Below are 25740 nucleotides of genomic sequence, written 5' to 3'. Positions count from 1 at the left end.
ACCTCCATCACTGGGGGATACATGGCACCACACTCAGCAGTGTAACTCTGAGTTCCAGTATGACCCAGTAGCTCTCTAATTCAGAGAGCGTGAGGATTAACAATGAAAATGAAGGTTTGCGAATAATGCGTGGTTGGATTTTATACAAAGAAACTGCGACGCTGCTGAAACCTGAATTATATGAGATCAACCGTCTCCTCGAGGCAGCAAAAGCCGATAATATTCAGTTAGAAGTTTTTGCCCCAGAAGAATTCGACCTGACGGTCACCAGGGAAGACAACAAGAGTATCTTGTTGAACGGGCAACCAGTTGAGTTGCCCGATTTCATTATTCCGCGGATGGGATCAGGTACAACATATTTTGCGTTGGCGATCATTCGCCACCTAGAGCGTTTAGGTGTTTACTGCTTAAACTCTTCAACAGCGATCGAAACGGTGAAGGATAAATTATTCTCTCAGCAACTGTTAGCCGAGAAGAATTTGCCAACACCGAAAACCATGTTAGTGAAGTTCCCGGTCGATATCGACTTAGTTGAACGTCATTTAGGTTTCCCTGTGGTGATCAAAACCCTCTCTGGCTCACAAGGCAGCGGTGTGTTTTTATCCCATAAGGCCCGTGAGTTTGATGATTTAATGCAATTAATAGAGGCGACAAACAAAAACGCTAACATTATTTTGCAGCAATTTATCGCTAACAGCCATGGTCGCGATTTACGCGTGTTCACCATTGGTGGCCGAGTCGTTGGTTGCTATGAACGTCGTGGACAAGAAGATAGCTTCAAGGCCAATGTGAGTGCCGGCGGGTCTGCTAGCCCGTTTGAAGTGACGCCTGAAATTGAATGGTTAGCCACTCAAACAGCAAATATCTTAGATCTCGATGTCGCTGGGATTGACTTGTTGTTCGACAATGGTCATTACAAAATTTGTGAAGCAAACTCATCGCCAGGTTTTGAAGGGCTTGAGTCCTGTCTCGATGTTGATATTGCCACTCAAATTATGCACTTTATCCGCATCCGTTTAGGCATGTTCAACAAAAACGAGCCAAGTAGCCCAACCCATGTTGAGCCACCGTTGAAGTTGAAAAAGAAGCATATTCACACGGCTGAATAAACCAGCCAATGATATGGCCCGATCCTCGGGCCATTTTAATCACAAATTTCTCACCTTTCATCATCTTCTGTTACACTTATCCAATATCGCGCTAATTTAATTGACTTACATGGATGATGTCATAATGACAGGGAAAATTTGGCAAATAGTCGCTGGACTATTGTTTTTAATGGCACTTGATTCACACGCTGAAGATGACTGGCAATTGAATTTTGGCGGTTTTTATGCCCGTTCTGATACTGATTTACAAGTTACTAGCCCGCTTACCAATAATCCTTTTACCCTCGACTTAGAATCTGATTTAAAGCTCGCGAAAAATCAATTTTTGCCCTTCATTGAGCTCGAGTATCATTTCAACGAACGTCATCAGCTGTTTATTGAGTGGGAAAGGCTGCACCGCTCTGCCACCAATGAAGCCATCACGACCCCATTTGAATTATCATTAAACGATAATATCTATACCGTACAAGCTGGCGTTAAACTAGAAACTGAGCTCAATATTGATATCCTGCGCCTTGGCTATAGTTACTCTATTTTGCAAAGTGATCATTACGATCTAGGGGTGTCTGTCGGCCTGCACACCATGATGATCAAGACTGGCTTACAAGGCCAAATTGGTGCTTGCCTCAATCGCACGACTGGCGGCCAATGTAACATTCAAACCATTCCACGCTATCTTGATGAAAATATCACCGCCCCCTTACCCGATGTTGGGGTTTACGGTGATTATGAGTTTTATCCCGGTTGGACCTTTAAAGCCCACGCTCAATACTTTTATATCAAGTTTGATGATCTTCAAGGTTCACTTTATGATGTATTGTTGGCAGTGAGTTCAGATATTAACGAAGATTGGCAGATAAACTTAGGCTATAACTACTACAAAGTCAGCGCCGACATTGGTCAAAATCTCGGAAAAACCGACATTAAAATCGCTGATTATGCTATCCACTACCAGTTTATTGGTCCTATGATATCAGTGAGTTATAAATTCTAATTTTGTTCAGGCCGGCTCGCGACAGCGAAACATAAATTTCAGCAAGGATAGCGTATGTCAGATGCATTATTACAAACGGCGGCCAATCACCTCCGGAAAGCCGTGCCTTTAATGATGAAACATCAAATTCCAACCACACCAACCAACTATGCGTTATGGTATGCCTACGTTGCAGAGCAGCAACCCGAACTGAACCGTGAGCTTGATCAAGTCATCGCGGATTACCAAACCTGTCCGTCGGTAACCGGTGAATTGCTCTATCGTCAATACGTTGCCGATCCCGTGGAGCTGGATGTGCGCTCTATGCGCCAAAATCTTGAAGCCATGAGTATTGAGTTATTGGCTTCACTACAAGATACCAACAAGGATGCCGTCAAGTTCCAAAATCAAATAGACAATCAATTCACTAAATTAAATATGATTGAACAAGAAGGTATGTCACTTGAACAAGTGCTTTCTTTAGTGAAGTCGCTGGTCAGTGAGTCTGATAGCATTCGCCAAAATACTGGCTACTTTACCAAGCAACTTACCAAGGCCCAATCGGAAATCTCTGAATTAAGGGCCAAGCTTGCGCAAAGTGAAGCCGATATGTTGCATGATGCCTTAACCGGCTGCTTAAATCGGCGCGCTTTTGATATGGATATCAAAGGGTTATTCGAACAGTCGCCCGAAGGGCTATGTATCATCATGGCAGATATCGATCACTTTAAACAATTCAACGACACCTTTGGCCATCAATTAGGTGATGCCGTATTAAAGTCCGTCGGCAAGCGTTTACAAGAGCAGTGTCGTGATGGCGCCAAAGTGTACCGTTTTGGTGGCGAAGAATTTATTATTATTGTTGCTAAATCCAACTTGGCGCTAGCACGACATCAGGCAGAAACCATGCGGCGTTCACTTGAGAAGTTAGTGATTAAAGATCGGCGTAAAGGCGCTAAGGTCGATGCAATCACCGCCTCTTTCGGTGTGAGTCAATGGCAAACGAAACTAAAAATTGAAGCCGTAATTGAAGAGGCCGACCGCCAACTCTATCAAGCAAAACATCTCGGGCGTAATCGGGTAATGCCCATTACCTGAGGATTGGGGTTGATTGCTAGTAGAAAGATCATACCAAGTGGTACAGTGTTAACAAATCTATCATCATAGAAGTCTATGAAAAAAAATACTCAAATTGTCAGTCTGGGTCGTGACAAGCAATTTAGCCAAGGGGTAGTAAACCCGCCAGTTTTTCGCGCCTCGAGCATTATTTTCGATGATTTGGCCGCCATGCATCAAGCCAGCAAGGGTAAGTGTGATGGTCAGATGTTTTATGGCCGCCGCGGAACCACCACCCATTTTGCCCTGCAAACGGCGATTGCCGAACTCGAAGGCGGGGCTGGCACGGCCTTATTTCCCTCTGGCACAGCGGCCATCAGTGGCACGTTATTATCGTTTTTACGTGCAGGCGATCACCTGCTCATGGTCGATAGCGTCTACGAACCCACCCGTGATTTGTGCGAGCAACTGCTGACTGGGTTTGGGATCACAACCACTTACTATGATCCGCTCATCGGCGCTGACATCGCCGCCCTTATCCAACCCAATACCAAAGTGGTGTTTCTGGAGTCCCCAGGGTCGATTACCATGGAAATCCAAGATGTCCCCACCATATGTGATATTGCTCATCAACACGGTTGCATCACCCTACTCGATAATACTTGGGCCTCACCCATCAATAGCCGCCCTTTTGCCATGGGGGTGGATATTTCCATTCAAGCCGCCACCAAATATATCGTCGGTCACTCCGATGTCATGATGGGATGCGCGACCGCCAACGCCAAGTATTGGCGGCAATTACAGCACAATAGTTATTTACTTGGCCAATGTGTTTCCGCCGATGATGCTTATCTTGCGACACGAGGCCTGCGCACTCTAGGGGTGCGACTGGCACAGCAAGCCAATAATGCCTTACAAGTCGCCCGCTGGCTTGAGCAACGACCCGAGGTCGATCATATTCGACACCCAGCATTTGCCACTTGCCCAGGGCATGAATTTTTTGCCCGCGATTTTAGTGGCGCCAACGGCTTATTTTCGATGGTACTAAAGCCCGCAACGCCACAGGCCCTAAGTGCTTTTATTGACAACATGACACATTTCAAACTCGGGTTCTCTTGGGGCGGTTTTGAAAGTTTGATCTTATGGATCTCTGGCATTGAAAAAATCCGCAGTGTGACCCATTGGGACGCCTCATTGCCGTTACTACGATTACATATTGGCTTAGAAGATCCTGCCGACCTCATTGACGATCTCGCACGCGCCTTCGAACGTTTCCATTTAGCCCAGCCATAAACTACTGTGATCACATTGCCAATCGTGCGAATGTGATCCTGCTTGCAATTCGCGTGATACGCCTCATTTAGAGCTAACTATCGCCCCAGTCCATATTCAATTACGCTAAAATAAGCGCTTATTTCGTTATTTGGATCCGCTATGATATGGCTTGAACTTGGCATTGTTCTGCTAGCAATTTTTATGGGTGCGAGAATTGGTGGTGTAGCCATTGGCTTTGCTGGCGGTTTGGGGGTATTAGCGTTAGCTGCTATCGGGGTTGAACCCGGCCATATTCCATGGGACGTGATCTTAATTATCATGGCCGTAATATCGGCGATTGCTGCCATGCAAGTGGCTGGCGGCATGGATTATTTAGTCAATCACGCCGAAAGACTATTAAGACGTCACCCCACCCACATTTCCTTGTTGGCGCCTTTGGTCACATATTTTATGACCTTGTTAGCCGGCACAGGTCATACCGCATTTTCGACCCTACCGGTGATCGCTCAAGTCGCTAAAGAGCAAGGGATCCGCCCGTCAAGACCACTCTCCATTTCGGTGATTGCATCACAAATCGCCATTACGGCATCGCCGGTTTCCGCAGCAATGGTGTATTTTTCCAGCCTGTTAGAGCCACAAGGTGTCGGCTATTTAACGGTTATCTTTATCTGTTTCTGCTCGACCCTATCGGCCGTGATACTCACCGCCTTAGTCACCCAATTTTTAGGCTGCGAATTAAAGGATGATCCTGTCTACCTTGAACGTCTGCGTCTTGGTGAAGTGGCTCAGCGTCAAACTGAAAACAATTGCGACCAGCCTTATGCTCGGCAGTCACTATTCATTTTTTGTGGCGCCATCGCGCTTATCATGATTTATGCCACGGCCCTGTCACCGGCGGTCGGGCTGATTGCGGATCCCGTGCTCAGTCGTGATCACGCAATCATTGCCATTATGCTAACAGCGGCGCTATTGATCACTTGGGTTTGTAAAATTGATGCCGATAAAATAAGCAGCGCCGCCACCTTTAAATCTGGCATGTGTGCCTGCATTTGTGTGATGGGTGTGGCTTGGCTCGGCGCCACCTTTGTCGAAGCGAATCTCGCGCATATTCAGGCCTCAGCGAGTCAGTTCCTCAATCAATATCCATGGATGCTGGCCTTAGCCTTATTTTTTGCGGCAATGTTATTGTACTCTCAAGCGGCAACCACCAAAGCATTAATGCCGGCAGCGTTAGCCTTAGGCGTGAATCCAATTACCGCCATCGCATCGTTTGCGGCGGTCTCTGCCCTGTTTGTGCTACCGACCTACCCGACCTTATTAGCCGCAGTTGAAATGGATGACACCGGAACAACACGGATTGGCAAAGCCGTCTTTAATCACCCATTTATGATCCCGGGACTCTTGGCTATCAGTCTTTCAGTCGCCTTTGGATTTATGCTGGGCCATCTGATTCTCTAAGCCCTAATGCTGGCAGGCAGACTGTCCTGCGCAGTCATTAAGTTGGCAGTGCCTTGAAAGATAAATGAGGATAGCTATCCTCAAACTACAGAAAGTAAAAACCCCACGAGGTTCAGCCATGTGGGGTTTATTTTTGTCGGTTAGCAATACGACTGCGCTCAACTCAATGCGTTTTTTTAAAACGCTTGCTGCGCATAACGAGTCAAGCCAGCTGTGACTGAGCCAAAATGATCCCCCACCACAATGTCACTGTGCGGGAAGCAATGGCTAATGCGCTCAAATATCATTGGGCTACGTGCGGTCCCACCGGTGACATAAATGACCTCGGGCTGACAGTTAGCTTTAACAATGGCCTCCATCATTAACTGCTGGATCTTGTCTAAGGTATCCAGCGTCGCCGCACAAAAATCGTCTCGGGTGACATCTTTCGTCACATCCGCTGCCAAATAATCCAAGCCCACGGGCTGACAATCACGCTCAGATAAACCAATCTTGACTTGCTCGGCACTACGTACCAACTGATAACCCAATTGATATTTCTGTACCTTTAATAGCAACTCCAGTGAGCTCGGCTCGAGGGCTTCTTTTTTCAAATCTTCGATCATTTTACGGCAACTTAATGACATAAAGTCGCGCTGAGCACTGACATCATTGACGGCAACCGCATTCCAAAACACATTATTAGGTAATGGCTTACCAGAGGCCAAAAAGCTGCCACGTCCTAACAGGGGAGTAAACGAATGCATGGCTAACGCGATATCGACATCATTCCCCCCAACTCGCTGGCCGGTGTGTGCTAAAAAGTCGTGTTCTCTATCAATGATCTGCCGGCGCTCCGGCCCCATCTTAACCACTGAGCAGTCGGTCGTACCACCACCAATATCCACCACTAATACGGTGCGTTCAGCAGTTAGTTTTGCTTCAAAATCCATGCCCGCGGCTAAAGGTTCGAACAAAAAGGCGACGTCACAGAAACCGGCTCTCAAGGCAGCCGTGGTTAAAATGGCTTGCGCTTGTTGGTTACTCTCATCGCCACCCCGCCCTTGAAAATTAACGGGACGACCGATCACCGCTTTAATATCTGTGGCGCTATCAGTGCCCGTTTGCGTATAGATACGCTGTAAGATATTGCGCATCATCAATGTCACGATATCTTCAAACAGCGCTATCTGATCAGCCCGTAAGCCACTGGCACCTAAAAACGATTTAGGTGAACGCACATAAAACCCTTCTTCAGGACACTCTAGGTATTGGTCGATAGCATCCTGACCAAAAAATATGAGGGTATCTTCAGCACGTAAATCCAAATCGATTAATACTCGCCGCGCTCGGGATAACTCGGCACTTCTTGCACCGGCATAGTCACGCTGCTCACAACTGGGTAAGCCTTGATATACGGCTAGCGCAATCAAATCTTTATCCCAAGCATATAAGGTTGAGCTGAGGTAAGGACTGCCCGCCATTAACTCGATTAGGCTAACCTCATCCGCTATCATCACCCCGACAGCGCAATTTGCGCTGCCATAATCAAAACCAACCTTCATGATGCGCTCCGCTTCTTGGGGTTCGATAAAAAAGCCAAGAGACTAGCACAAGCCAGCTAAATTCCACAAGAGGTCGCCATGAGTATAAATAGCCGAGCTTGAGCTCACTTTATCTTGCTCGCCATAGTGATGTTTTGGCGTGCTAGCTTAACTCGCGCCACTGGTTGTCACTGTCAGCCTTTGGTGATTGAGGTGGCCAAGAATCAGCATTCTGCATCTTGCGACTGATTAGGTATAATCTCTCATCTTTTGCCACTATTGCCACACGCCATCGGCGCAGTAAGAGAGCACACTTTGAACACACCCGGCATCAAACTCGGATTGCTATTTTTTCTCGCGGCGATTATTGCGATCAGTCCGTTGGCTATCGACATGTATTTGCCGGCTATGCCAAGCATTGCCTCGAGTTTATCAACCTCGACCGCCCTCGTTCAGCAAACCATGAGCCTCTATCTCGCAGGCTATGCCGTAGGCATGCTGCTGTTAGGCCCACTGGCGGATAAATGGGGACGGAAATATATTCTGCGACTGGGTCTTGGTGGTTTTTTAATCGCCAGTTTGTTAATTAGCGTATGTTCTGACATTAATCATTTTTTAGCGTTACGTTTCATGCAGGCCTTTTTTGGCGCGGGCGCGACCGTGGTGGTCCCAGGTTACATCCGCCAAATCTATGGTCAACATACGGCTAAAGGCATGTCATATGTCAGCTTAATCATGATGATTGCGCCGTTAGTCGCCCCTGCGATTGGTGCCGGGTTACTGAAAATCTCGCATTGGCCCGCGATTTTTGCCTTGTTAACTCTCTATGCCATGGTACTCCTCAGTCTAACTTGGGTACTGACATTGCCTCCAATGTCCAATAGCCCGCAGGAGTCCATTAGTTATCTTGGGCGGTATCGGCGCGTATTTAGCACCCCAGGTATACTTGGCTTAATTGCCAATTCCATGCTGTCATCCTTCGCCTTTTTCACTTACTTAACTGCCGCGCCCATAATGTATATGTCGATCATTGGGATCTCTGCCGACCATTTTGCGGTGCTATTTGCCGTCAATGTCGGTGCCTTAATGCTCGCCAATGTCATTAATAGTCGAATTGTCGGCAAATTTGGCTCTTTACGGATCTTGACGATTGCCGCCAGCACCGGTTTTATCATTACCTTATTGATGATTGCGGCAAGCTTATGGTCGATGACATCCAGTCTTATGCTGCTGGTACCTCCACTGATGCTGTGTATTGGCATGATGTCGGTGAATGCCGACTCGATGGTATTGATGCGATTTAACCAAGACAGTGGCACAGCCACCGCCGTAATGGGCACATTAAAATTTGGTGGCGGATCATTAGCAGGTCCTCTGTTAGCCATGGCGCCAAATCAACTCTGGCCATTCCCGCTCTTGCTCTGTGTTAGTCTCTTGGTGGTTCTTAGCAATTGCATATTGTACTGTGGTCGCAAACCGCTCAAATAAAATCCAGTTCAATGTCAGTACACGCCCGTTGACAACGAATACCATAAACAGCGTCACTATTATTGTGAGATGCATGTTTAGGCGGAGCCAATAGCTGCAGCGGTTGCTGGCACTGCTGACACAACACAGTTTTGCCAGCAAATACTGACTTAATTAAGCGCTGCTGAGCACTAAAGCTCGCAGCATGCATTTTATTCTTGCTGCTAAAATCCATGAAACATCTCTACAAATGGGAACGAGCACATTATACCTAGGCCGGCCCACGGAGAGAAGCAATCATGGTGTTCATCACCTTGCCACTGCCTTTGTTACTTAATTGTATTTATTTGCCGCAATTAAACTTTAGCAAACACTTATCCAAAGTATTCAACCTGAAGCCAACTTACTAACAGTCGTTATCTATCGTTAGCTAATTCGCTATTAATCTAACTCAAAAATGTACCTTGTTGAAACTTAAGCGCTACAAGTCTACACCAGCCAAATTTAACCAAATAATAACACCAAAATATATTTTTAAATATATTCATACACCTGCCAGCGCCAATTGTTAATTACCCATTCTAGCCGCCATATCAATTGTTACATGAATCTTTTGATGTGCGCTGAGTAATTCAAAATATAATAGATAAGTCATTGTATATAAAGCAATTATTACAATTAACACCCAAGCTAACATTAGCCAACAGAATTAACTGTCGGCAACATAGCAAAAGTCAGAGTTAAATATCGTTTTAACTGGATTTTCTAAATAATAATGATGTAATACCCAGTAGAACATGACTTGTGATTATTTTAATAAGCAAATGATGGTTGTCATCACAATGTTATCGCGGCAACAGCAGAATATAGAATCGTCTTTCCGCTAGTTACTCGCCACCAGTCATTCTAATAATCAATAGTTTTGAACAAATAAACGATATTAACCAAGTCAGTTATCGACTTTTGGAGAACATTAATGGATTCAACGCAAAACACGACCGACAACGTCATGAGTCCTGCAGCGGCCAATAAATGGCAAAAATCTGACACCATGTGGATGCTCGGCTTATACGGCACTGCGGTTGGTGCTGGGGTCTTATTTCTACCCATCAATGCCGGTGTCGGTGGGATCATACCGCTGATCATTATGATGTTGCTGGCATTCCCGATGACCTTTTATGCGCATCGAGGTTTAACGCGTTTCGTGTTATCAGGCAAAAACCCCAATGGCGACATTACCGAAGTGGTAGAAGAACACTTTGGTGTGGGTGCGGGTAAAATCATTACCTTGTTGTACTTCTTTGCTATTTATCCCATTTTGTTGGTCTATAGCGTCGCGATTACCAATACTGTAGAGAGTTTTATCACCCACCAGCTGCACCTGACCGCGCCGCCACGAGCACTATTGTCATTAATATTGATTGTTGGCTTAATGGCGATTGTTAAATTTGGCGAACATTTAATCGTTAAAGTCATGAGTATTCTGGTATACCCATTTGTTGGGGTGTTAATGCTCTTGTCGCTGTACTTGATCCCCAATTGGCAAGGTGCATTTTTTGATACCATTCATGTGAGTAATAACGCTGGCCCAGGGATCTGGATGACCCTATGGTTAGCTATCCCTGTGATGGTGTTCTCATTTAACCACTCACCGATTATTTCGGCCTTTGCTGTCGCCAAGCGTCAAGAATATGGGGACCAAGTCGCCGATAAAAAAACATCAAAGATTTTGGCTTATGCTCACATCATGATGGTGTTGACTGTGATGTTTTTTGTATTCAGCTGTGTATTAAGTTTATCACCTGCTGATTTGGCTGAAGCGAAAGCACAGAATATCTCGATTCTGTCGTATCTCGCCAACCACTTTAATACCCCGGTCATTGCGTATTTAGCGCCAGTAATCGCATTTGTAGCCATTACTAAGTCTTTCTTAGGTCACTATCTCGGTGCTCGAGAAGGATTTAATGGCATCGTGGTTAAATCGTTACGTCAACGTGGAAAGCACATTGCCCCAGACAAGCTCAATACCTTAACCGCTATCTTTATGCTGGTGACCACTTGGTTAGTGGCGACCTTGAATCCATCGATTTTAGGAATTATTGAAACCTTAGGTGGGCCGGTTATCGCCTGTATCTTGTTCCTTATGCCTATGTATGCCATTCATAAGGTTCCTGCTATGCGTCAATATAGCGGTAAGATCAGCAATATTTTCGTGACGTTCATTGGAATTATCGCCATTTCAGCCATTGTATATTCATTACTTGGCTAATCGTCTTGAGCCAATCGCACCGACATCCATTGGCGTAAACCTCAACAACAGGTTGTCTTAGACAACCTGTTTTTTTATGCCTGGGTTTTCATCACCACCGATAGCAAGATGAAAAAAATTGTTACTAACCAAATATTCACAAATAGCGCTTGAATTCTCACCACTGATTGATATGCTCAAATCTTGCCCAGTCAACTGGGCAATTGGCATAGTCAAAGTAGGGTCCCTTTGACTTAGGGGAATTTCCCGGCCAGGAAATTCCTCAAATAGTGTGAATACCCTCACCTATTTAAGCTACTGCTCACCCATACGGTAACTTAGGAGTCTGACATGGAAATGCTTTCCGGCGCCGCAATGATCGTGCGCTCTCTGATTGACGAAGGTGTGAAACACATTTTCGGCTACCCCGGCGGTTCTGTCCTTGATATATATGATGCCCTGCATGAAGCCTCATCCGTTGAGCATATTTTAGTGCGTCATGAGCAAGCCGCAGTGCACATGGCTGACGGCTATGCCCGTGCCACAGGTAAAGTTGGGGTGGTGCTGGTGACGAGTGGTCCTGGGGCCACCAATGCCATTACCGGTATTGCCACCGCGTATATGGACTCAATTCCTTTGGTGGTGTTATCAGGCCAAGTTCCGAGTCACCTCATTGGTAATGATGCCTTTCAAGAATGCGACATGATTGGGATCTCGCGGCCGGTGGTTAAGCACAGTTTTTTAGTCAAAGATCCCAAAGATATTCCAGAAACTATCAAGAAAGCCTTTTATATTGCGGCCTCCGGACGTCCGGGTCCGGTAGTGGTCGATTTACCCAAAGACTGCTTAAACCCTGAGCTTAAATTTGCCTATCACTATCCCGAGTCAATTGCCTTACGCTCTTACAATCCAACGACTCATGGCCATAAAGGCCAGATAAAGCGTGGTCTGCAAGCCTTGTTAGCCGCCAAACAACCCGTGCTGTATGTGGGGGGAGGCGCCATTATTTCTGACTGTGGCGCCCAAATTACCGCCTTATCTGAACAGCTAAATATTCCGGTGGTGAGTACCTTGATGGGGCTCGGCGCCTTTCCTGGCACCCATGATAATGCCGTCGGAATGCTTGGCATGCACGGTTGTTATGAAGCCAATATGACCATGCACAATAGCGATCTTATTTTTGGGATCGGGGTTCGTTTTGATGATAGAACCACGAATAATGTTGAAAAATACTGCCCTAACGCCAAAATTTTGCACATAGATATCGATCCATCATCCATATCTAAAACCATTGCGGTTGATATTCCGATTGTAGGCTCGGCTGAACAAGTGCTCGACCAGATGCTGCAGCTATTAGACTCCCCTGCCGATGCTAGCTTTGAGGCCAATTCAACCCCAAAACGCTTACAAGATTGGTGGCAGCAGATCAATCAATGGCGCAGTCGCAAAAGTTTGGCTTACGACACCTCGTCAAAGCGCATAAAGCCTCAGCAAGTCATTGAAACCCTTTACAAATTAACCAAGGGGGAGGCTTATGTGAGTTCCGATGTTGGCCAACATCAAATGTTTGCGGCGCTCTATTACCCATTCGATAAGCCCAGACGTTGGATAAACTCCGGTGGCCTTGGCACCATGGGGTTTGGTCTGCCGGCCGCGATGGGGGTCAAACTGGCATTGCCGGATGAGACCGTGGTTTGTGTGACTGGTGATGGCTCCATTCAAATGAATATTCAGGAGCTATCCACGGCATTGCAATATGATACCCCAGTGAAAATCATTAACCTCAACAACCGCTTTTTAGGCATGGTAAAACAATGGCAAGACATGATTTATTCAGGTCGTCATTCTCACTCTTACATGGACTCTGTGCCTAACTTTGCCAAAATTGCCGAAGCCTATGGCCATGTGGGCATTACCGTCAGTCATCCTGATGAATTAGAAGCTGCGTTAACCCGCGCGTTGTCATTAACCGACAAGTTAGTGTTTGTCGATATTAGCGTTGATGAAACCGAGCACGTCTACCCCATGTTAATTCGTGGTGGTGCGATGAATGAAATGTGGTTAAGTAAGACGGAGAAAAGCTGATGCGACGGATCATAAGTATTTTATTAGAAAACCAACCGGGTGCGCTATCAAGGGTCGTGGGGCTGTTTTCTCAGCGGGGCTATAACATCGAAACCTTATGTGTAGCGCCCACCGATGACGCTACGCTATCGCGCTTAAATATTACCGTTGAAGCCGACGACTCAGTGCTCGAGCAAATTGAAAAGCAACTGCATAAACTCATCGATGTGCTTAAGGTGTCTAGTATTGGCGGGGATCATATTGAGCGAGAGTTAGCATTGGTGAAAGTCAAAGCTCAAGCAGAGCAGCGGGAAGAGGTTAAGCGTACCTCGGATATTTTTCGGGCTCAAATAGTCGATGTCAATGCACGGCTGTATACCATCCAGATAGCTGGCACCAGTGAAAAGCTCGATGCGTTCATTCGCACGTTAGGCGAGAGTACTAAAGTGGTTGAAGTGTCCCGCTCTGGAGTGGTTGGCTTATGTCGAGGTGACAAAGCCATGCGGGTATAAAGCCAAGATTGCGGTTAAAAGACCGGGCAAGTTGGCCACAATGCTCATTAGTTCTGGCCTAAAAAAGGGAAGCTTAAGCTTCCCTTTTTGCCATCCTTAGGGGATTAGTTGGCTGCGTGTTGCTCTAACGCGTCTTGGCTATTGATACTAATCTTACGGGCTTTCATGGCCTCAGGAATTTCACGCACTAGCTCGATATTGAGTAAACCATGCTCTAGCTGCGCGCTAGTGACAGTGACATGGTCGGCGAGCTGAAAAGTACGCTCGAAACTACGCTCGGCGATGCCTTGATGTAAATACTGACGCTCAGTGGTCGACTCTTGGCGAGTCCCTTTTACCACTAACTTATCGCCTTCGCTGGTAATGTCTAAATCCGCCATCCCAAAACCGGCAACGGCCATGGTAATGCAATAGCGATTTTCGCCCAGCAGCTCAATGTTATAAGGTGGATAGCCTGCATTGCCATTGTTGGCTGCAGCATGTTCAGCCATGCGCGCTAAACGGTCAAAACCAATGGCAGAACGGAATAAAGGTGATAAATCATAGTTACGCATAATCATATCCTCGAAAGCAATATGGAAAGTCAATGTCGGTCAAATTAGTTTGCCCCGACGTCAATAGGTGTCGCCACCACTGTGGGCCTCATCATGAGCGTCCACATACTCTATATTTAGGCAGATTTTGCGATTTCAAGTCTAATCATCAAAAATTCTTACCTTAACGCCAGCACAAGCGCACTGGCGTTAAGCTCATACTGACTTACTGAGCATCACAACCAAGTCCAGTACTCGACCCTTGGTACACCAATTCACCCATAGGTAGATAATCGGCCGCCACGACGTGTTGTTGCGCTTTAAAAAATTGATAGAGCACATCAGCATCCACAAACCCAGTGTTAATGGCATTCGCAAGTACCGGATAACCATCACCACCGGCGGCATTAAAACTGGGCACCGTAAAGCGATAATTGTCCGCGGCATTAAAAGTTTTGCCATTAATCTCACTAATCTCAACCGACTGATCACTGCAATCAATGATCATCTTAACACCGGCAATTTGTGCATAGCCGCCAGAGCCGCGGGTAATTGTCGCCACCTGAGCGAGATATTGCGCCACGTCACTGCCCGACATTTGATTAAGCGTGATGGTATTAGCAAACGGTTGCACAGTGAGCACATCCCGATAAGTCACCTCTCCGGCGTCGATATCTGCCCGCACGCCACCTGAGTTCATTACCGCAAAATCTGCCGACACAGGGCCAGTGCTCTGAGCTAACGCAATCAAACGTCCCAAGTTAGTTTGCTGTTGACGAACCACGGCTCTATCGCCAACTAATAGCCCATCTAAACTAGCAATAACCTCATCTAACTGGGCTTGCCCCTTATTTTGAAATTCTTGTAATACTCTTTTGACTGTTTGATCGGCAGGAATGGCCTCCCCCACCAACACATCATCGCCAGCTTCATTTTTCACTTTAAGATTAACGGGGATAAGCCGGTAACCCACTAGATTTAAGGTATTGTTATCAAATTCAAAATCAGCTCGCCCCACATATTTACCCCATTCATGGGCCTGCATTATCCAGGTGCCATTTTGTTGATCAGGCACACAGTCATCACCAGGAGAAAAATCGGCATAGGTATTGGCACCCCCAGGCTCCATGCACACGGGGTTTTGGCTGTGGCCACCAAAAATGGCTTGCACCATTCCTCCGGGTAAACTGCGCGCCATTGCCACATCGCCCGGAGCATTACTGCCACTTTTTGCATCCGCATAATGTCCCATATGCGTCGTCGCAAAAATAATGTCGGCCAGGTGATTATCTCTCAGTGCTTGAGCTACCGAGGCCATTTCTTGTTGAGGCTGAGTAAAGGTTAATTCACTGATAAACTCAGGATTACCGATTTTTACGGTATCATCAGTGGTTAAGCCAACCACCGCAACCTTAACACCATTGATATCGAATATTTTATAGGGTTCAAAATAGCGACTGCCATCAGTGCGGTAGATATTGGCCGCTAACATGGGGAACTCTGCTAAGCTTGCCTGCATATCGAGCACTGATAACGGGTTATCAAACTCATGATTGCCAACTGCCATCGCATCATAACCAATCAGGTTCATGCCAATAAAATCAGGGACGGCATCTTGTAGATCAGACTCAGGGATCCCTGTGTTGATGTCACCGCCAGAAAGTAGCAATACTTGTCCGCCGTCACTTTCGACCTCCGCCCGAATATTATCAATCAGGGTTTTACGCGCTGCCATACCATACTCTCCGCGGGAGTTTTCCCAAAAACGGCCATGGTTATCATTGGTATGTAGCACGGTAAAGCGGATACAAGTGTCCGATTGTTCACACGTTAATTGCGTTTGCTCATTATTGTCACCATGACAGGCAGATAAAGCGAACACCATCGCTATGCTGACTGCCGACTTTAGATATATATGCCCCATTAAATCACCCTTGATAGTCATTATATTGATTTTATCAGTGCCAACGACATCATCGGATCTGTGTCATCAAACAACATCGTTGCTCGCCCAACCTCTGCGATTTTGAGGCAACACTATGACAGCGATGTGACGGATTTGTGATTAGCTTTAAGTGGTAAATTTAATCTAATATCGCACGAAAGTATGAGATGGGCCGCCAACATAGCGGCCTTGATGAAGTGCATGGCGCAGACACTCTCAGACTGGCTGACTGCCATCGACAACAGATAAATCGCCCTGGTTTCGACGGTTAGCTAACAGCGAGTCGATAGCCTGTGCGCGTTGAGCATATTGTTTGGAGACTCGGGCTATCGGCACTGGGGATAACCCCTGATGTGGGCTCAGGCAGTAGGAGTCAGCCTTGTGTCAACTAGGTAGATGGCTGCTAACGACCTCAGATGTCAAAGGTGGAGATCCCCCTAACATCCGAGGTCGATTGCACAATTAACAGCGGCTAAGGATAAATTGACGAATTGGCAGGATCTGTTCGGCACTCAAGCCGTGAGCCACCGGGAAAAAAGAGAAATCGAGCGGATAGCCGCCCTCGAGCAAGGCATCTCGCGCCATTTCGGCTGCCGCGGGGATCACCACATCATCCTGTTGTCCATGTTGAAACAAAATGGGCGTGGCACGATTCTCGGCCGATAATGCCGCTGGTAAACGGTCGCCGCCAGGCAGATAACAAGATAATGCCATCAAACCGGCCAAGGTATGTTGGCAACGTAAACCGGTAAATAAGCTCACGACCCCGCCTTGACTAAAGCCGGCCAGTAGAATTTTATTGGCGGGAATACCCTTGGCAATTTGGTCATCGATTAATTGGTTGATCAATTGCTCCGACGCCATAACCCCTGGCATATCAGCTCTATCATGTAAATCAAGGCTCTTAATATCGTACCAAGCACGCATAATATAGCCGCCATTAATGGTGACTGCTTGTTCGGGAGCGTTAGGAAAAATAAAGCGAATGCTTGAGGTTGCTGGCAAGTGTAAGCTATTGACTATAGGTGCAAAGCCATCGGCGCTATCGCCTAAACCGTGCAACCAAATAACACAAGCACTGGCAGTTTGCTTGGGCTCAACCACCAGCCCAGATAAAGATGATGTTAATTGGGTATAAGCCATCATTGGCATCCTATTGACTGTTAATACAAAAACTCGCCACAGCATACCCTATTTCTGACAGTGAGAGCAGTCGCACAATCACTAATAAGCCGTCAATATATTAGCGTTTAAGTAATTGCGGGCCGATAAAATCAACCATAAGATCAGCCACTTCTTGAGTGATGGGTAAACTCCAGCGCACTGCGCCAGCATCTGCAAGTAATAAAGGACCAGGTAAAATAATCAGATCATCACAAAAACTTTGCAACATGACCCCAGTGCTAGTGAGTCTCACTTGCACTTCTTGGGCGGTGACAATCAATTTACCTAAGGGAATATCAAGGATCATAGTCGATTCCAATCTATCACTCATCGGGCAACAATCAATGCGACACTTAACGTGCACATCGCGCTTAATCATTAAGGTACCAGTTAACGATAAGGCAACTCACTGGTACCTATCATAATGTATAACCTAGTGTTGATGGCCGCCATCACCATGGGCATGACCATGGGCAATTTCTTCATCGCTAGCATCACGTACATCTAAAATGGTGATGTTAAATTTGAGGGTCTTACCAGACAATGGATAGTTCATATCAACATTGGCCATAAACTTACCCACTTTCAGCACAGTCACTTGACGCGGACCTTGCTCGGTATGAACTAATGCTGTCATGCCTGCTTGCCACTTAGTTGCGCCTTGCAAATGCTTTACCGGTACCCGTTGTTCCAAACCGTCTTGGCGATCGCCGAACGTTTGCGCTGCCGGCAATAAAGCTTCTACGGTTTCTCCAGCAGCTTTACCTTCCAGCATAGCTTCGACACCTGGCATCATATTGTCATGGCCATGCAAGTAAGCGACGGCCTTCTCACCTTGATTAGACTCTAATAATTGGCCTTGTTCATCACTGATCGAATACGAAAAACGAACGATTTTATCATCTGCTACTATCATCATCTTGTCTCAAAAGGGGGATGTTTACCCGGGTTAATTAACGATGCCCAACGCATCTAAGCTAGTTTGATGGGGAAAACCATCGGCAACTAGCCCTTGTTTCAACTGAAATGCCTGCAACGCGGCTTTTGACTTACGCCCAAAAACACCATCAGGTTTACCTACATCATACCCTAATTTAGCCAACTGCTGCTGCATCTGGGTTAACTGAGCACGGCTTAACCGTGCTTGCTCGGGCGCTGGGGTGACTAAATGACCTGCCCCATTGATCCTATCGGCTAAGTGGCCCACCGCAATGGCATAAAATATTGAACGATTCCATTTTTGGATCACCTCAAAATTATCATAAGCAATAAACGCAGGCCCTTGATGACCAGCCGGCAAATAGATGGCCGCCTCCATGTCTACCTTTGCTAGCGGTGTACCATCAGCTTGAGTGACGCCTAAACTGGCCCATTGCGATAACGGTTGGCGCTGTTTAGCCCCTAACAGTTGAAAATCAAAGTTATCAGGCAATTTAATTTCACGTCCCCAACGTTGATTTCGCTGCCAACCTAAAGACTGTAAGAAGTAAGCGGCGGAGGTCAATGCATCATCAGAGCTATTCCACAGATTGATGTTGCCATCACCGTTACCATCTTTAGCATAATGTAAATATGCACTCGGCATAAACTGGGTATGTCCCATCGCCCCGGCCCATGATCCCACCATTTGGCGGTTATCAATGCCAAATTTCTGCTGAATGCGCAGCGCCTGCATTAACTCTTGGGTAAAATAGCTACTTCGACGTGGCTCACAAGCCAAGGTGGCTAAAGAATCCAAAACCGGCATCTTGCCTTTATAGCTACCGAAATTAGTTTCGAGCCCCCAAAATGCCAACAGGTATTGCGGAGGAATACCGTACTGCTGCGCTAATTTATCCAATAAAGCACGGTGCTCTTTATATAACAATCTGCCTTGCTCGATCCGCTTGGTGGTCACCCGTTTGTTAAGGTAATCGCCAAAAGTTTGACTAAACTCTGGCTGGGCGCGATCCAGTTCGATGACTCTGGGCACAAATTTACTGGTGGCCAAACTTTGATGGATCAACTCCTCATCAAGGCCTTCACTGCGGGCGAGCTCTTGTAGACGAAACAAACATTGAGGAAAATCTGCTTGCGATTGGGCAACGATTTGCTCAAGTGAAGACGGCTGTGACTGTTGAGCAGAATTATCGGCAGAAGCAGTTGTCACTACTCCTGCGCTCGCCAGTAACAGGATAGAAATACGTGTTTTCAATACCCTCACTCCTTGCTGGTTATCACTGACAACACACTTACACTACGGGTCGCCTGTGTTGATAAAATAAACTCACTCTCGAGAGGTCGTGGCCAACATAAGGCTCTAGCGCTGCTATCTGAGTGAACATGAATCATAGCCACATCCTGACCCAAGTTCATCTTTGTGACAATCAAGGATTGGTTAAATTCATGCTAACCAGTCGAAAAATACTCAATCTGTAGAGCCTCACTGAGCAAGCATGATATAATCGAGCCACTTTTTATCTCTTGAGAACTCCTAAATGTCTGAATTAGATCCTGTATTAAGCAGCTTTATCGCCAACGTCAAAGAACAGCAAATGCTTTGGGGCCTGCAAGATGAAACCGGCGAAGGTTGGGTAGTGTGTGATTCAGCTGACTATGAAGAAACCGACGCCATGCCATTATGGTCAACCGAAGCCATGGCAAAAACCCATTGCACCGATGAATGGGCAGATTATCAAGCGGTGGCTATCCCCTTGTCTGAGTATCTTGAATTTTGGGTCTCTGACTTAAATGATGATGGTGTGGTGATTGGCATTGATTGGCAAAATGACCAAGGCTGCTTAGAACTCGATCCCATTGAGTTAGCTAAGCATTTAGTAGACGTTGAAGCCCTTCAGCAGTGATCTATACGCCGGGTATCAAGGCCCGGCGATGTTTTGACCATGATAGATATCCCCTTTGATAAGCGTCATAGCTGTTGGTTTTGCGATGAGCCAAGGCACGGCTTCATCTTGTGCCCATCCACAGCAAAAAAAGCCATGTCACATCCCCAAGTGCAAGTCCCTATCTGCGCTGAATGTCATCAATTCACGCGCCAAGTGTATTTTGAAGATATTTGGCAATGCCGAGATATCATTAAGCGGTCGTTGCGCAAAAAATACCACCAACATTTAGCCATCGGTGACAACTGGACGCAACAAGAACTACTAGAAAGCGAGTTTGATGACAATGCCTTTGGTGGGTTTAAAAAAAGTGCGTGGATGATGTATGAAATCGCCAAGCAACGAGTCAATGCTAATGGCTGGCCTATCGTTATTGATGGTGTTGAATACCTACCGCCACTGACAAACACGTTCAAGTTTAATGGCCTTGTGTATGCCAATGTGGCCGAAGCCGTTCATCAACAATGTCGTCAACATGCCTTAGATGAAGCCTTCGTGATCCAAATGATTGAGATTGTTGGTCAACAACGATTTGCCTATGTCATTCGACTGGCTAAATTGTATCGAGGATTGGGGATTCACCCAAAAAAACAGCTCATTTCTGAGCTGCTCGAGGAGTTTAGTCAAGACTAACCATTGGTAAGTCGGTCTTTGAGTCTGTCTTGAACTAAGGTAACCAGCATGTCGGGCTGAAACTTAGAAATAAACTTATTACAGCCCACCTTTTCAGCCATGGCGTTGTTAAAATTGCCGCTTAATGACGTATTCAGTACGACATACAAGTCTTTGAGCTTATCATCACTGCGAATTTCGTTGGTCAGTTTATAACCGTCCATTTCTGGCATTTCGGCATCTGTAATCACCATCAATAGCTTTTTATTGACATCAATGCCCTCTCGAGACCAAGACTGTAATAGTCTTAAGGCCTGCAAACCATCTTGAACTTCAGTGATCTCAATGCCCAATGGGCATAAGGTTTCTTTCACCTGACGCCGAGCAGTACCTGAGTCATCCACCACTAAAATATGTTGACCTTGCATATGATCAACTAAATCGTCATCTAATACGCCATCCGATAAATCGGTATCGTAGGCAATAATCTCTGCCAACACTTTTTCAACATCGATGATCGACACCAACTGGTTCATATTCTTTTCTTCAAGGCGAGTGATCGCCGTCAGATAATTATTAGCACCAGCAGTTTTGGGCGGCGGTAAAATATCGCTCCACGTCATATTAACAATATGCTCAACTTTGCCCACTAAGAAGCCTTGAATCGTGCGATTATATTCAGTAATGATCAGGTTACAATCGGCCGTCATCTCCATGGGTTTAAAACCAATGGCGCCTTTTAAATTTATCACGGGAATGGATACACCCCGAATATTGGCCACTCCAGCGACATGCTGATGACTCCCTGGAAGCGCATTTAACGGCGGGAGTTTTACCACTTCTCTCACTTTAAACACATTGATAGCAAAGAGTTGAGTAGAGTTAATACGAAAGAGGAGTAATTCGAGTCGGTTTTCCCCCACCAGCTGCGTTCGCTGGTCGACACTTTCTAGTACTTTGGCCATAGATGACTATCCCACTGTCTCAGGGTTCAAACTGATTTGAACCAGATTATCCTTATTGCTTGTTGCAAGTATAGACTCAAACAGTATAAATATTGAAAGTTATCAAAAAAAATTATTACTGATTTTTCAATGTGTATTGAGCTTAAATACCTGCATAAGGATGACAAACCGTGAAACGAATTTTAAGCATATTAGGGATCCTACTTCTGACAGGTTGCGTCATGTTAGATCATGAAGTCAGTGTGGTTGATAATTTTAACAGTAATGAATACGTCGGGCTTTGGTATGAAGTGGCTCGATTAGATCATCGTTTTGAACGTGGTTTAACAAACGTTACCGCACAATACATCCCTCTCATCGATGGAATTAAAGTCATCAATCGCGGATTCGATCCGCAAACGCAGCAATGGCAACAAGCGATCGGTAAAGCCAAATTCATTGATAACCCTAACATCGGCTTATTAAAAGTATCATTCTTTGGCCCCTTTTATGGAGCCTACCAAATTCATCGATTACAAACCAATGAGCAAGACCAATATGATGCGGCATTAATTATTGGCCCTAACCTCGATTATGCTTGGATCTTGTCACGTCAACCGGCAATTACAGCGCAAACCAAACAAGATTTAATCAGCGATGCCGGCCGCCTAGGGATAAGCCCAGACGCCTTTATCTGGGTCACTCATGATAAATAATGTCGCGGTTTTTGTGCGAGGATCATCCCAGATAAATTCAAGATATGCGCTTGATTTACAATCTCAAAGCCGCAGGATTGCAGTTCATCAAGCAAGGATTGATGATCAAAACGATTGGTTTGAGGGTGGTCAAACAAGCGCTTACTTAAGGGGTTGCAGATCGCTGCCCGATACAAGTCTTCCATTAAAAAGTAGCCACCGGGCCGTAAAACCCGATAGACCTGCGCCAGCGCTTTTTGCCATTGCGGTATATGGTGAAACACCGCAAAATTACAGGCCAAATCAAACTGATTATCCTGAAATCCCAGTTGCTCGGCATCGGCTTGAGAAATCATAACGTTGGGATGATGTTGCCACTGCTGTCTGCAAGCTTCGACCATGTCGCCATCGATATCAACCGCGGTCAGTTGCATCGGCTTAAAGTGTTCTAAAATAAGCGGGATCCCATGACCAAAGCCACAGCCAATTTCTAAGACCATAGGCGTTGGCGACGGACTCCCCTTAAACAAGGAGACTAATATGGGTAACTCAACCTTTGACTGGAACCATCGCCGAATGGGATGAGCCACCAGCCGTTTTTCAAATTCATTCAGTTTCATCATCTCAACCTATTTGTGATCCACCACGCTTAGGCATACGTAAAAAAAGGCAAATAGATCAATCGAGTCAATCATGCAGTTGCCACTTTTTGTGTTAAATCAATGCTTGCTACCCGGTGGATACTTACAACTGCGGATTTTTGAACCGCGTTATCAGCGATTAGTATCCATTGCCACCAGTAATCAACAAGGGTTTGGCGTGTGCCTACCGACCCCCTCAGGACCGGCTGCCATTGGCACCTTGGCTGAAATTATCGATTTTGAAACCTTAGAGGATGGCTTGCTGGGTATTACCATCTTTGGCAAGCAACGATTTAATCTCAAGCAAACCACGCGTGAAAGCGATGGGCTGCAATTAGGGACTGTGGCATTATTACCTCAGTGGCCGAGCCTACCAGTCAAGCCATCTGAACGAATTTTACAGACCTATTTTTCGCAGATTTTGCAACAATACCCTTTACAACATCAAGCCTACGAAGAGGCGCAGCTCGATGATATTGGGTTTTTATGTCAACGCTGGCTAGAAATGCTCCCCATAGAGAACGATAAAAAACTGCAATGTATTCATCAGAGCGATCATCGACTCACAATGAAACTATTGCACAGTATTTTTAAAATTACGCCCTAACAGATCCATTTTATTGTTTGATTCGTACTGAGTAATATTGACAACAATGATCGCGGACTCAATAGGTTGAGTTCACAACACCGACACTATGATACAGGAAGCCGAGTTGATGAATTTGCCGCATTCTATACCGATAACATTGGACAGCATTCGTGGGCAACCGACGGTGAATAACGCTACACTAGCCGAAGACGCTCCATCGACTCAGGCCCTTAGAATGTCAGATGACAAACAAGAATTAGAACATTTGCTGAAGCTATGGATTGCGGCAGTCGCTCAGCACAGGGACAAACAATCCTTTACCCATTTATTTAATTTTTTTGCCCCTAAAATCCGCGCCTTTGGTTTTCAACGCTTGCATCAACAGGGGCTGGCGTTAGATCTTGTGCAAGAAACCATGTCGACGGTTTGGACTAAAGCTCACCTGTATAACCTAGATAAAGGGGCAGCAACCACCTGGGTATACACCATCATGCGTAACCAATGCTTTGATATGTTGAGGAAAGTCCAAACTAATCGAGAAGATACTTTTGGCGATGATATTTGGCCGCTGATTGATGAAGATGAACACGTCCCGCCGGCACAGGAACCGCAAATCACGCAACAACTGCTAGCGCAACTGCACCAACTACCCGTGTTGCAACGTCAGGTGGTGCAAGGCATTTACTTACAAGAACTCAGTCAACAAGAACTGGCCGATCGCTTACAAATCCCGATAGGTACCGTCAAATCTCGACTCAGGCTTGGACTTGAAAAATTAAAAAGTTATTTGGAGAATGTTCATGATTAAATTTCATCCCACTCAAGAGATGTTAACTGCTCATGCAGCGGGTGATCTTGACCTTTCATTAGCCATTGGGGTGAGCGCCCATTGCCATTATTGCCATGACTGTCAACAAGCGTTAGCAAACATGGTCAAGTGCAACTCAGCCAAGGCATTTGTGCAGTCTCCAGCGACAAACACCGCGCTTGCTGAGTCAGATGATCTTTCTGCTATGATTGGGGCTATTACCGCACTCGATGCCGACCATTCGCAACCGGTGATACCCCCCCCCGAAGTCACTATTAAAAACCAACGCTATCAGTTACCTAAAGTTTTTAATCAGCAACTGGCGAGTCAATGGCAGTCACTTGGGAAAATTAGTCGGATGCGCCTACCTCATCAAGATAATGCGGCAAGAGCATCATTGTTACACATCCAAGCGACAGGAAATATTCCGCCCCATACCCATAAGGGAGTGGAAATTACTTTATTGTTAGCGGGTGAATTTTGCGATGACCAAGGCAGTTACCGTCCAGGTGATTTTATTATCAAAGGCCCCGATGACGAACATAGCCCAAGCAGTGCATCGGGTTGTTTATGTTATACCGTGGTCAATGCGCCCTTGCATTTCACTAAAGGCATTAGCAAATTATTCAATCCGATTGGTGATCTGATCTATTAAAATGAGTTAGGTGAGGCTAACGTCAATGGCGTTGGCCTCACCTTGGGTTAACTGCTAATTTTTATACAGAATGATTGACAATGACTGGTAACTTGTTATTATCCGTCATTGTTATCTCCGTAGTCCCTCTACTCTTTTCTCGATTAGTTAAGCAACTAATGTAAGAAAATGATTCAGCGTCATCTATTGGTCATAAAACAAGCCTAATATGTAGACTGACAACTCAATTAACCTTGAGGAATTACTAGTGATATCAAAACATAACCCGATCTAGCAAACCCGTAAATTTCACAGTACGAGGATGGCTTATTGCATAATTTTCGACACCTTTGGTGTTAATGGAGCTTTAACTATGTCATACAAATTTGATGGCCACGAAATAAACGTTTGTTTTCCAGTAGATTCAATCTCGGTGAACAAATCATCTATCGCTTTCACCGATAGACTAGGTAAAAATAGAAAAACCTTTTCTCAACGCACTGATGCGTTGAAATTCATGAAATGGTTACTGAGCGGTAATCGTTAATTCTACGCCCTGTACCTCAACAGGTGTCGTTAAGGTGTGATGCCATGGTGTGGAATCCATT

The 25740-nt window shown here is 45.8% G+C and carries 25 protein-coding genes; 15 read left to right on the top strand and 10 right to left on the bottom strand.

Features of this window, described 5'->3' with window-relative positions:
* Positions 1-125: 125 nt before the first annotated feature.
* From KU855_RS01470 to KU855_RS01450, 5 genes are all read left to right on the top strand, one after another.
* Complete coding sequence (locus tag KU855_RS01470; protein ID WP_218528568.1) at positions 126-1109, top strand: RimK family alpha-L-glutamate ligase; 984 nt, start codon at positions 126-128, stop codon at positions 1107-1109.
* Between the two features lie 124 nt (positions 1110-1233).
* Positions 1234-2103, top strand: a complete 870-nt coding sequence (locus KU855_RS01465; protein WP_256260827.1) for a hypothetical protein — start codon at positions 1234-1236, stop codon at positions 2101-2103.
* Positions 2104-2157: 54 nt separating this feature from the next.
* Positions 2158-3180: a GGDEF domain-containing protein gene (locus KU855_RS01460; protein WP_218528567.1), complete on the top strand. Its 1023-nt coding sequence runs from the start codon at positions 2158-2160 to the stop codon at positions 3178-3180.
* Between the two features lie 75 nt (positions 3181-3255).
* Entirely contained in the window at positions 3256-4431 is a 1176-nt protein-coding gene (locus tag KU855_RS01455; RefSeq protein ID WP_218528566.1) for a cystathionine beta-lyase, read from the top strand.
* Positions 4432-4572: 141 nt separating this feature from the next.
* Positions 4573-5871, top strand: coding sequence for an anaerobic C4-dicarboxylate transporter (locus KU855_RS01450; RefSeq protein ID WP_218528565.1), 1299 nt, complete (start codon positions 4573-4575; stop codon positions 5869-5871).
* Positions 5872-6047: 176 nt separating this feature from the next.
* Here the strand turns inward: KU855_RS01450 and yegD are convergent, their stop codons facing one another.
* Positions 6048-7415 (bottom strand): molecular chaperone, encoded by a 1368-nt coding sequence (gene yegD, locus KU855_RS01445; protein ID WP_218528564.1) that lies wholly within the window; start codon positions 7413-7415, stop codon positions 6048-6050.
* A gap of 294 nt (positions 7416-7709) precedes the next feature.
* Between yegD and KU855_RS01440 the strand changes: the two genes are divergently transcribed.
* Entirely contained in the window at positions 7710-8882 is a 1173-nt protein-coding gene (locus KU855_RS01440) for a multidrug effflux MFS transporter (RefSeq protein WP_256260826.1), read from the top strand.
* On the opposite strand, the gene KU855_RS01435 is transcribed toward KU855_RS01440, so the two are convergent.
* Positions 8875-9096 carry a hypothetical protein gene (locus KU855_RS01435; RefSeq protein ID WP_218528563.1) on the bottom strand — a complete coding sequence of 74 codons (222 nt, stop codon included), beginning with the start codon at positions 9094-9096 and terminating at the stop codon, positions 8875-8877. The genes KU855_RS01440 and KU855_RS01435 overlap by 8 nt on opposite strands.
* 741 nt (positions 9097-9837) lie before the next feature.
* Here KU855_RS01435 and KU855_RS01430 point away from each other — a divergent pair.
* From KU855_RS01430 to ilvN, 3 genes are all read left to right on the top strand, one after another.
* Positions 9838-11130, top strand: a complete 1293-nt coding sequence (locus KU855_RS01430) for an HAAAP family serine/threonine permease (protein ID WP_218528562.1) — start codon at positions 9838-9840, stop codon at positions 11128-11130.
* Positions 11131-11460: 330 nt separating this feature from the next.
* On the top strand, positions 11461-13194 hold the full coding sequence (locus tag KU855_RS01425; RefSeq protein ID WP_218528561.1) for an acetolactate synthase 3 large subunit: 1734 nt from the start codon (positions 11461-11463) through the stop codon (positions 13192-13194).
* Positions 13194-13685 carry an acetolactate synthase small subunit gene (gene ilvN / locus KU855_RS01420; protein WP_218528560.1) on the top strand — a complete coding sequence of 164 codons (492 nt, stop codon included), beginning with the start codon at positions 13194-13196 and terminating at the stop codon, positions 13683-13685. The genes KU855_RS01425 and ilvN overlap by 1 nt, the downstream gene beginning before the upstream one ends.
* Before the next feature lie 104 nt (positions 13686-13789).
* Here the strand turns inward: ilvN and KU855_RS01415 are convergent, their stop codons facing one another.
* From KU855_RS01415 to KU855_RS01390, 6 genes are all read right to left on the bottom strand, one after another.
* Positions 13790-14239 (bottom strand): Hsp20 family protein, encoded by a 450-nt coding sequence (locus KU855_RS01415; protein WP_218528559.1) that lies wholly within the window; start codon positions 14237-14239, stop codon positions 13790-13792.
* 205 nt (positions 14240-14444) lie between these two features.
* On the bottom strand, positions 14445-16142 hold the full coding sequence (gene ushA / locus KU855_RS01410; RefSeq protein WP_218528558.1) for a bifunctional UDP-sugar hydrolase/5'-nucleotidase UshA: 1698 nt from the start codon (positions 16140-16142) through the stop codon (positions 14445-14447).
* Positions 16143-16625: 483 nt separating this feature from the next.
* On the bottom strand, positions 16626-17309 hold the full coding sequence (locus KU855_RS01405; RefSeq protein WP_256260825.1) for an alpha/beta hydrolase: 684 nt from the start codon (positions 17307-17309) through the stop codon (positions 16626-16628).
* A 97-nt stretch (positions 17310-17406) separates the two neighbouring features.
* Positions 17407-17634, bottom strand: coding sequence for a DUF3389 family protein (locus KU855_RS01400; protein WP_218528557.1), 228 nt, complete (start codon positions 17632-17634; stop codon positions 17407-17409).
* A 126-nt stretch (positions 17635-17760) separates the two neighbouring features.
* Entirely contained in the window at positions 17761-18243 is a 483-nt protein-coding gene (locus KU855_RS01395; RefSeq protein ID WP_218528652.1) for a peptidylprolyl isomerase, read from the bottom strand.
* 33 nt (positions 18244-18276) lie between these two features.
* Positions 18277-19521 (bottom strand): lytic murein transglycosylase, encoded by a 1245-nt coding sequence (locus tag KU855_RS01390; protein ID WP_256260824.1) that lies wholly within the window; start codon positions 19519-19521, stop codon positions 18277-18279.
* 283 nt (positions 19522-19804) lie between these two features.
* Here KU855_RS01390 and KU855_RS01385 point away from each other — a divergent pair, with 283 nt between their 5' ends.
* Positions 19805-20170 (top strand): DUF2750 domain-containing protein, encoded by a 366-nt coding sequence (locus KU855_RS01385; RefSeq protein WP_218528556.1) that lies wholly within the window; start codon positions 19805-19807, stop codon positions 20168-20170.
* Between the two features lie 135 nt (positions 20171-20305).
* Complete coding sequence (locus KU855_RS01380; RefSeq protein WP_218528555.1) at positions 20306-20842, top strand: hypothetical protein; 537 nt, start codon at positions 20306-20308, stop codon at positions 20840-20842.
* On the opposite strand, the gene KU855_RS01375 is transcribed toward KU855_RS01380, so the two are convergent.
* Complete coding sequence (locus tag KU855_RS01375; protein ID WP_218528554.1) at positions 20839-21786, bottom strand: chemotaxis protein CheV; 948 nt, start codon at positions 21784-21786, stop codon at positions 20839-20841. The two genes, KU855_RS01380 and KU855_RS01375, sit on opposite strands and share 4 nt — an antisense overlap.
* A gap of 170 nt (positions 21787-21956) precedes the next feature.
* Here KU855_RS01375 and KU855_RS01370 point away from each other — a divergent pair, with 170 nt between their 5' ends.
* The gene (locus tag KU855_RS01370) at positions 21957-22481 is read left to right on the top strand and encodes a lipocalin family protein (RefSeq protein WP_371316306.1); all 525 of its coding nucleotides are present in this window, start codon (positions 21957-21959) and stop codon (positions 22479-22481) included.
* Here the strand turns inward: KU855_RS01370 and KU855_RS01365 are convergent.
* Positions 22469-23080, bottom strand: a complete 612-nt coding sequence (locus KU855_RS01365; protein ID WP_218528649.1) for a class I SAM-dependent methyltransferase — start codon at positions 23078-23080, stop codon at positions 22469-22471. The genes KU855_RS01370 and KU855_RS01365 overlap by 13 nt on opposite strands.
* Before the next feature lie 73 nt (positions 23081-23153).
* On the opposite strand from KU855_RS01365, the gene KU855_RS01360 reads away from it, so the two are divergent.
* The 3 genes from KU855_RS01360 (at position 23154) to KU855_RS01350 (ending at position 25153) form a co-directional block, all read left to right on the top strand.
* Positions 23154-23708 (top strand): LON peptidase substrate-binding domain-containing protein, encoded by a 555-nt coding sequence (locus KU855_RS01360; protein ID WP_218528553.1) that lies wholly within the window; start codon positions 23154-23156, stop codon positions 23706-23708.
* 217 nt (positions 23709-23925) lie between these two features.
* A complete protein-coding gene (locus tag KU855_RS01355; RefSeq protein ID WP_218528648.1) occupies positions 23926-24498 on the top strand; it encodes a sigma-70 family RNA polymerase sigma factor in 573 nt (190 codons plus the stop codon).
* The gene (locus KU855_RS01350; RefSeq protein WP_218528552.1) at positions 24491-25153 is read left to right on the top strand and encodes a ChrR family anti-sigma-E factor; all 663 of its coding nucleotides are present in this window, start codon (positions 24491-24493) and stop codon (positions 25151-25153) included. The genes KU855_RS01355 and KU855_RS01350 overlap by 8 nt, the downstream gene beginning before the upstream one ends.
* Positions 25154-25740 lie beyond the last annotated feature (587 nt).

Source organism: Shewanella sp. NIFS-20-20 (assembly GCF_019209865.1).
In the GTDB taxonomy this organism is placed as follows: domain Bacteria; phylum Pseudomonadota; class Gammaproteobacteria; order Enterobacterales; family Shewanellaceae; genus Shewanella.
This window is presented reverse-complemented; position numbering and strand designations above follow the sequence as displayed.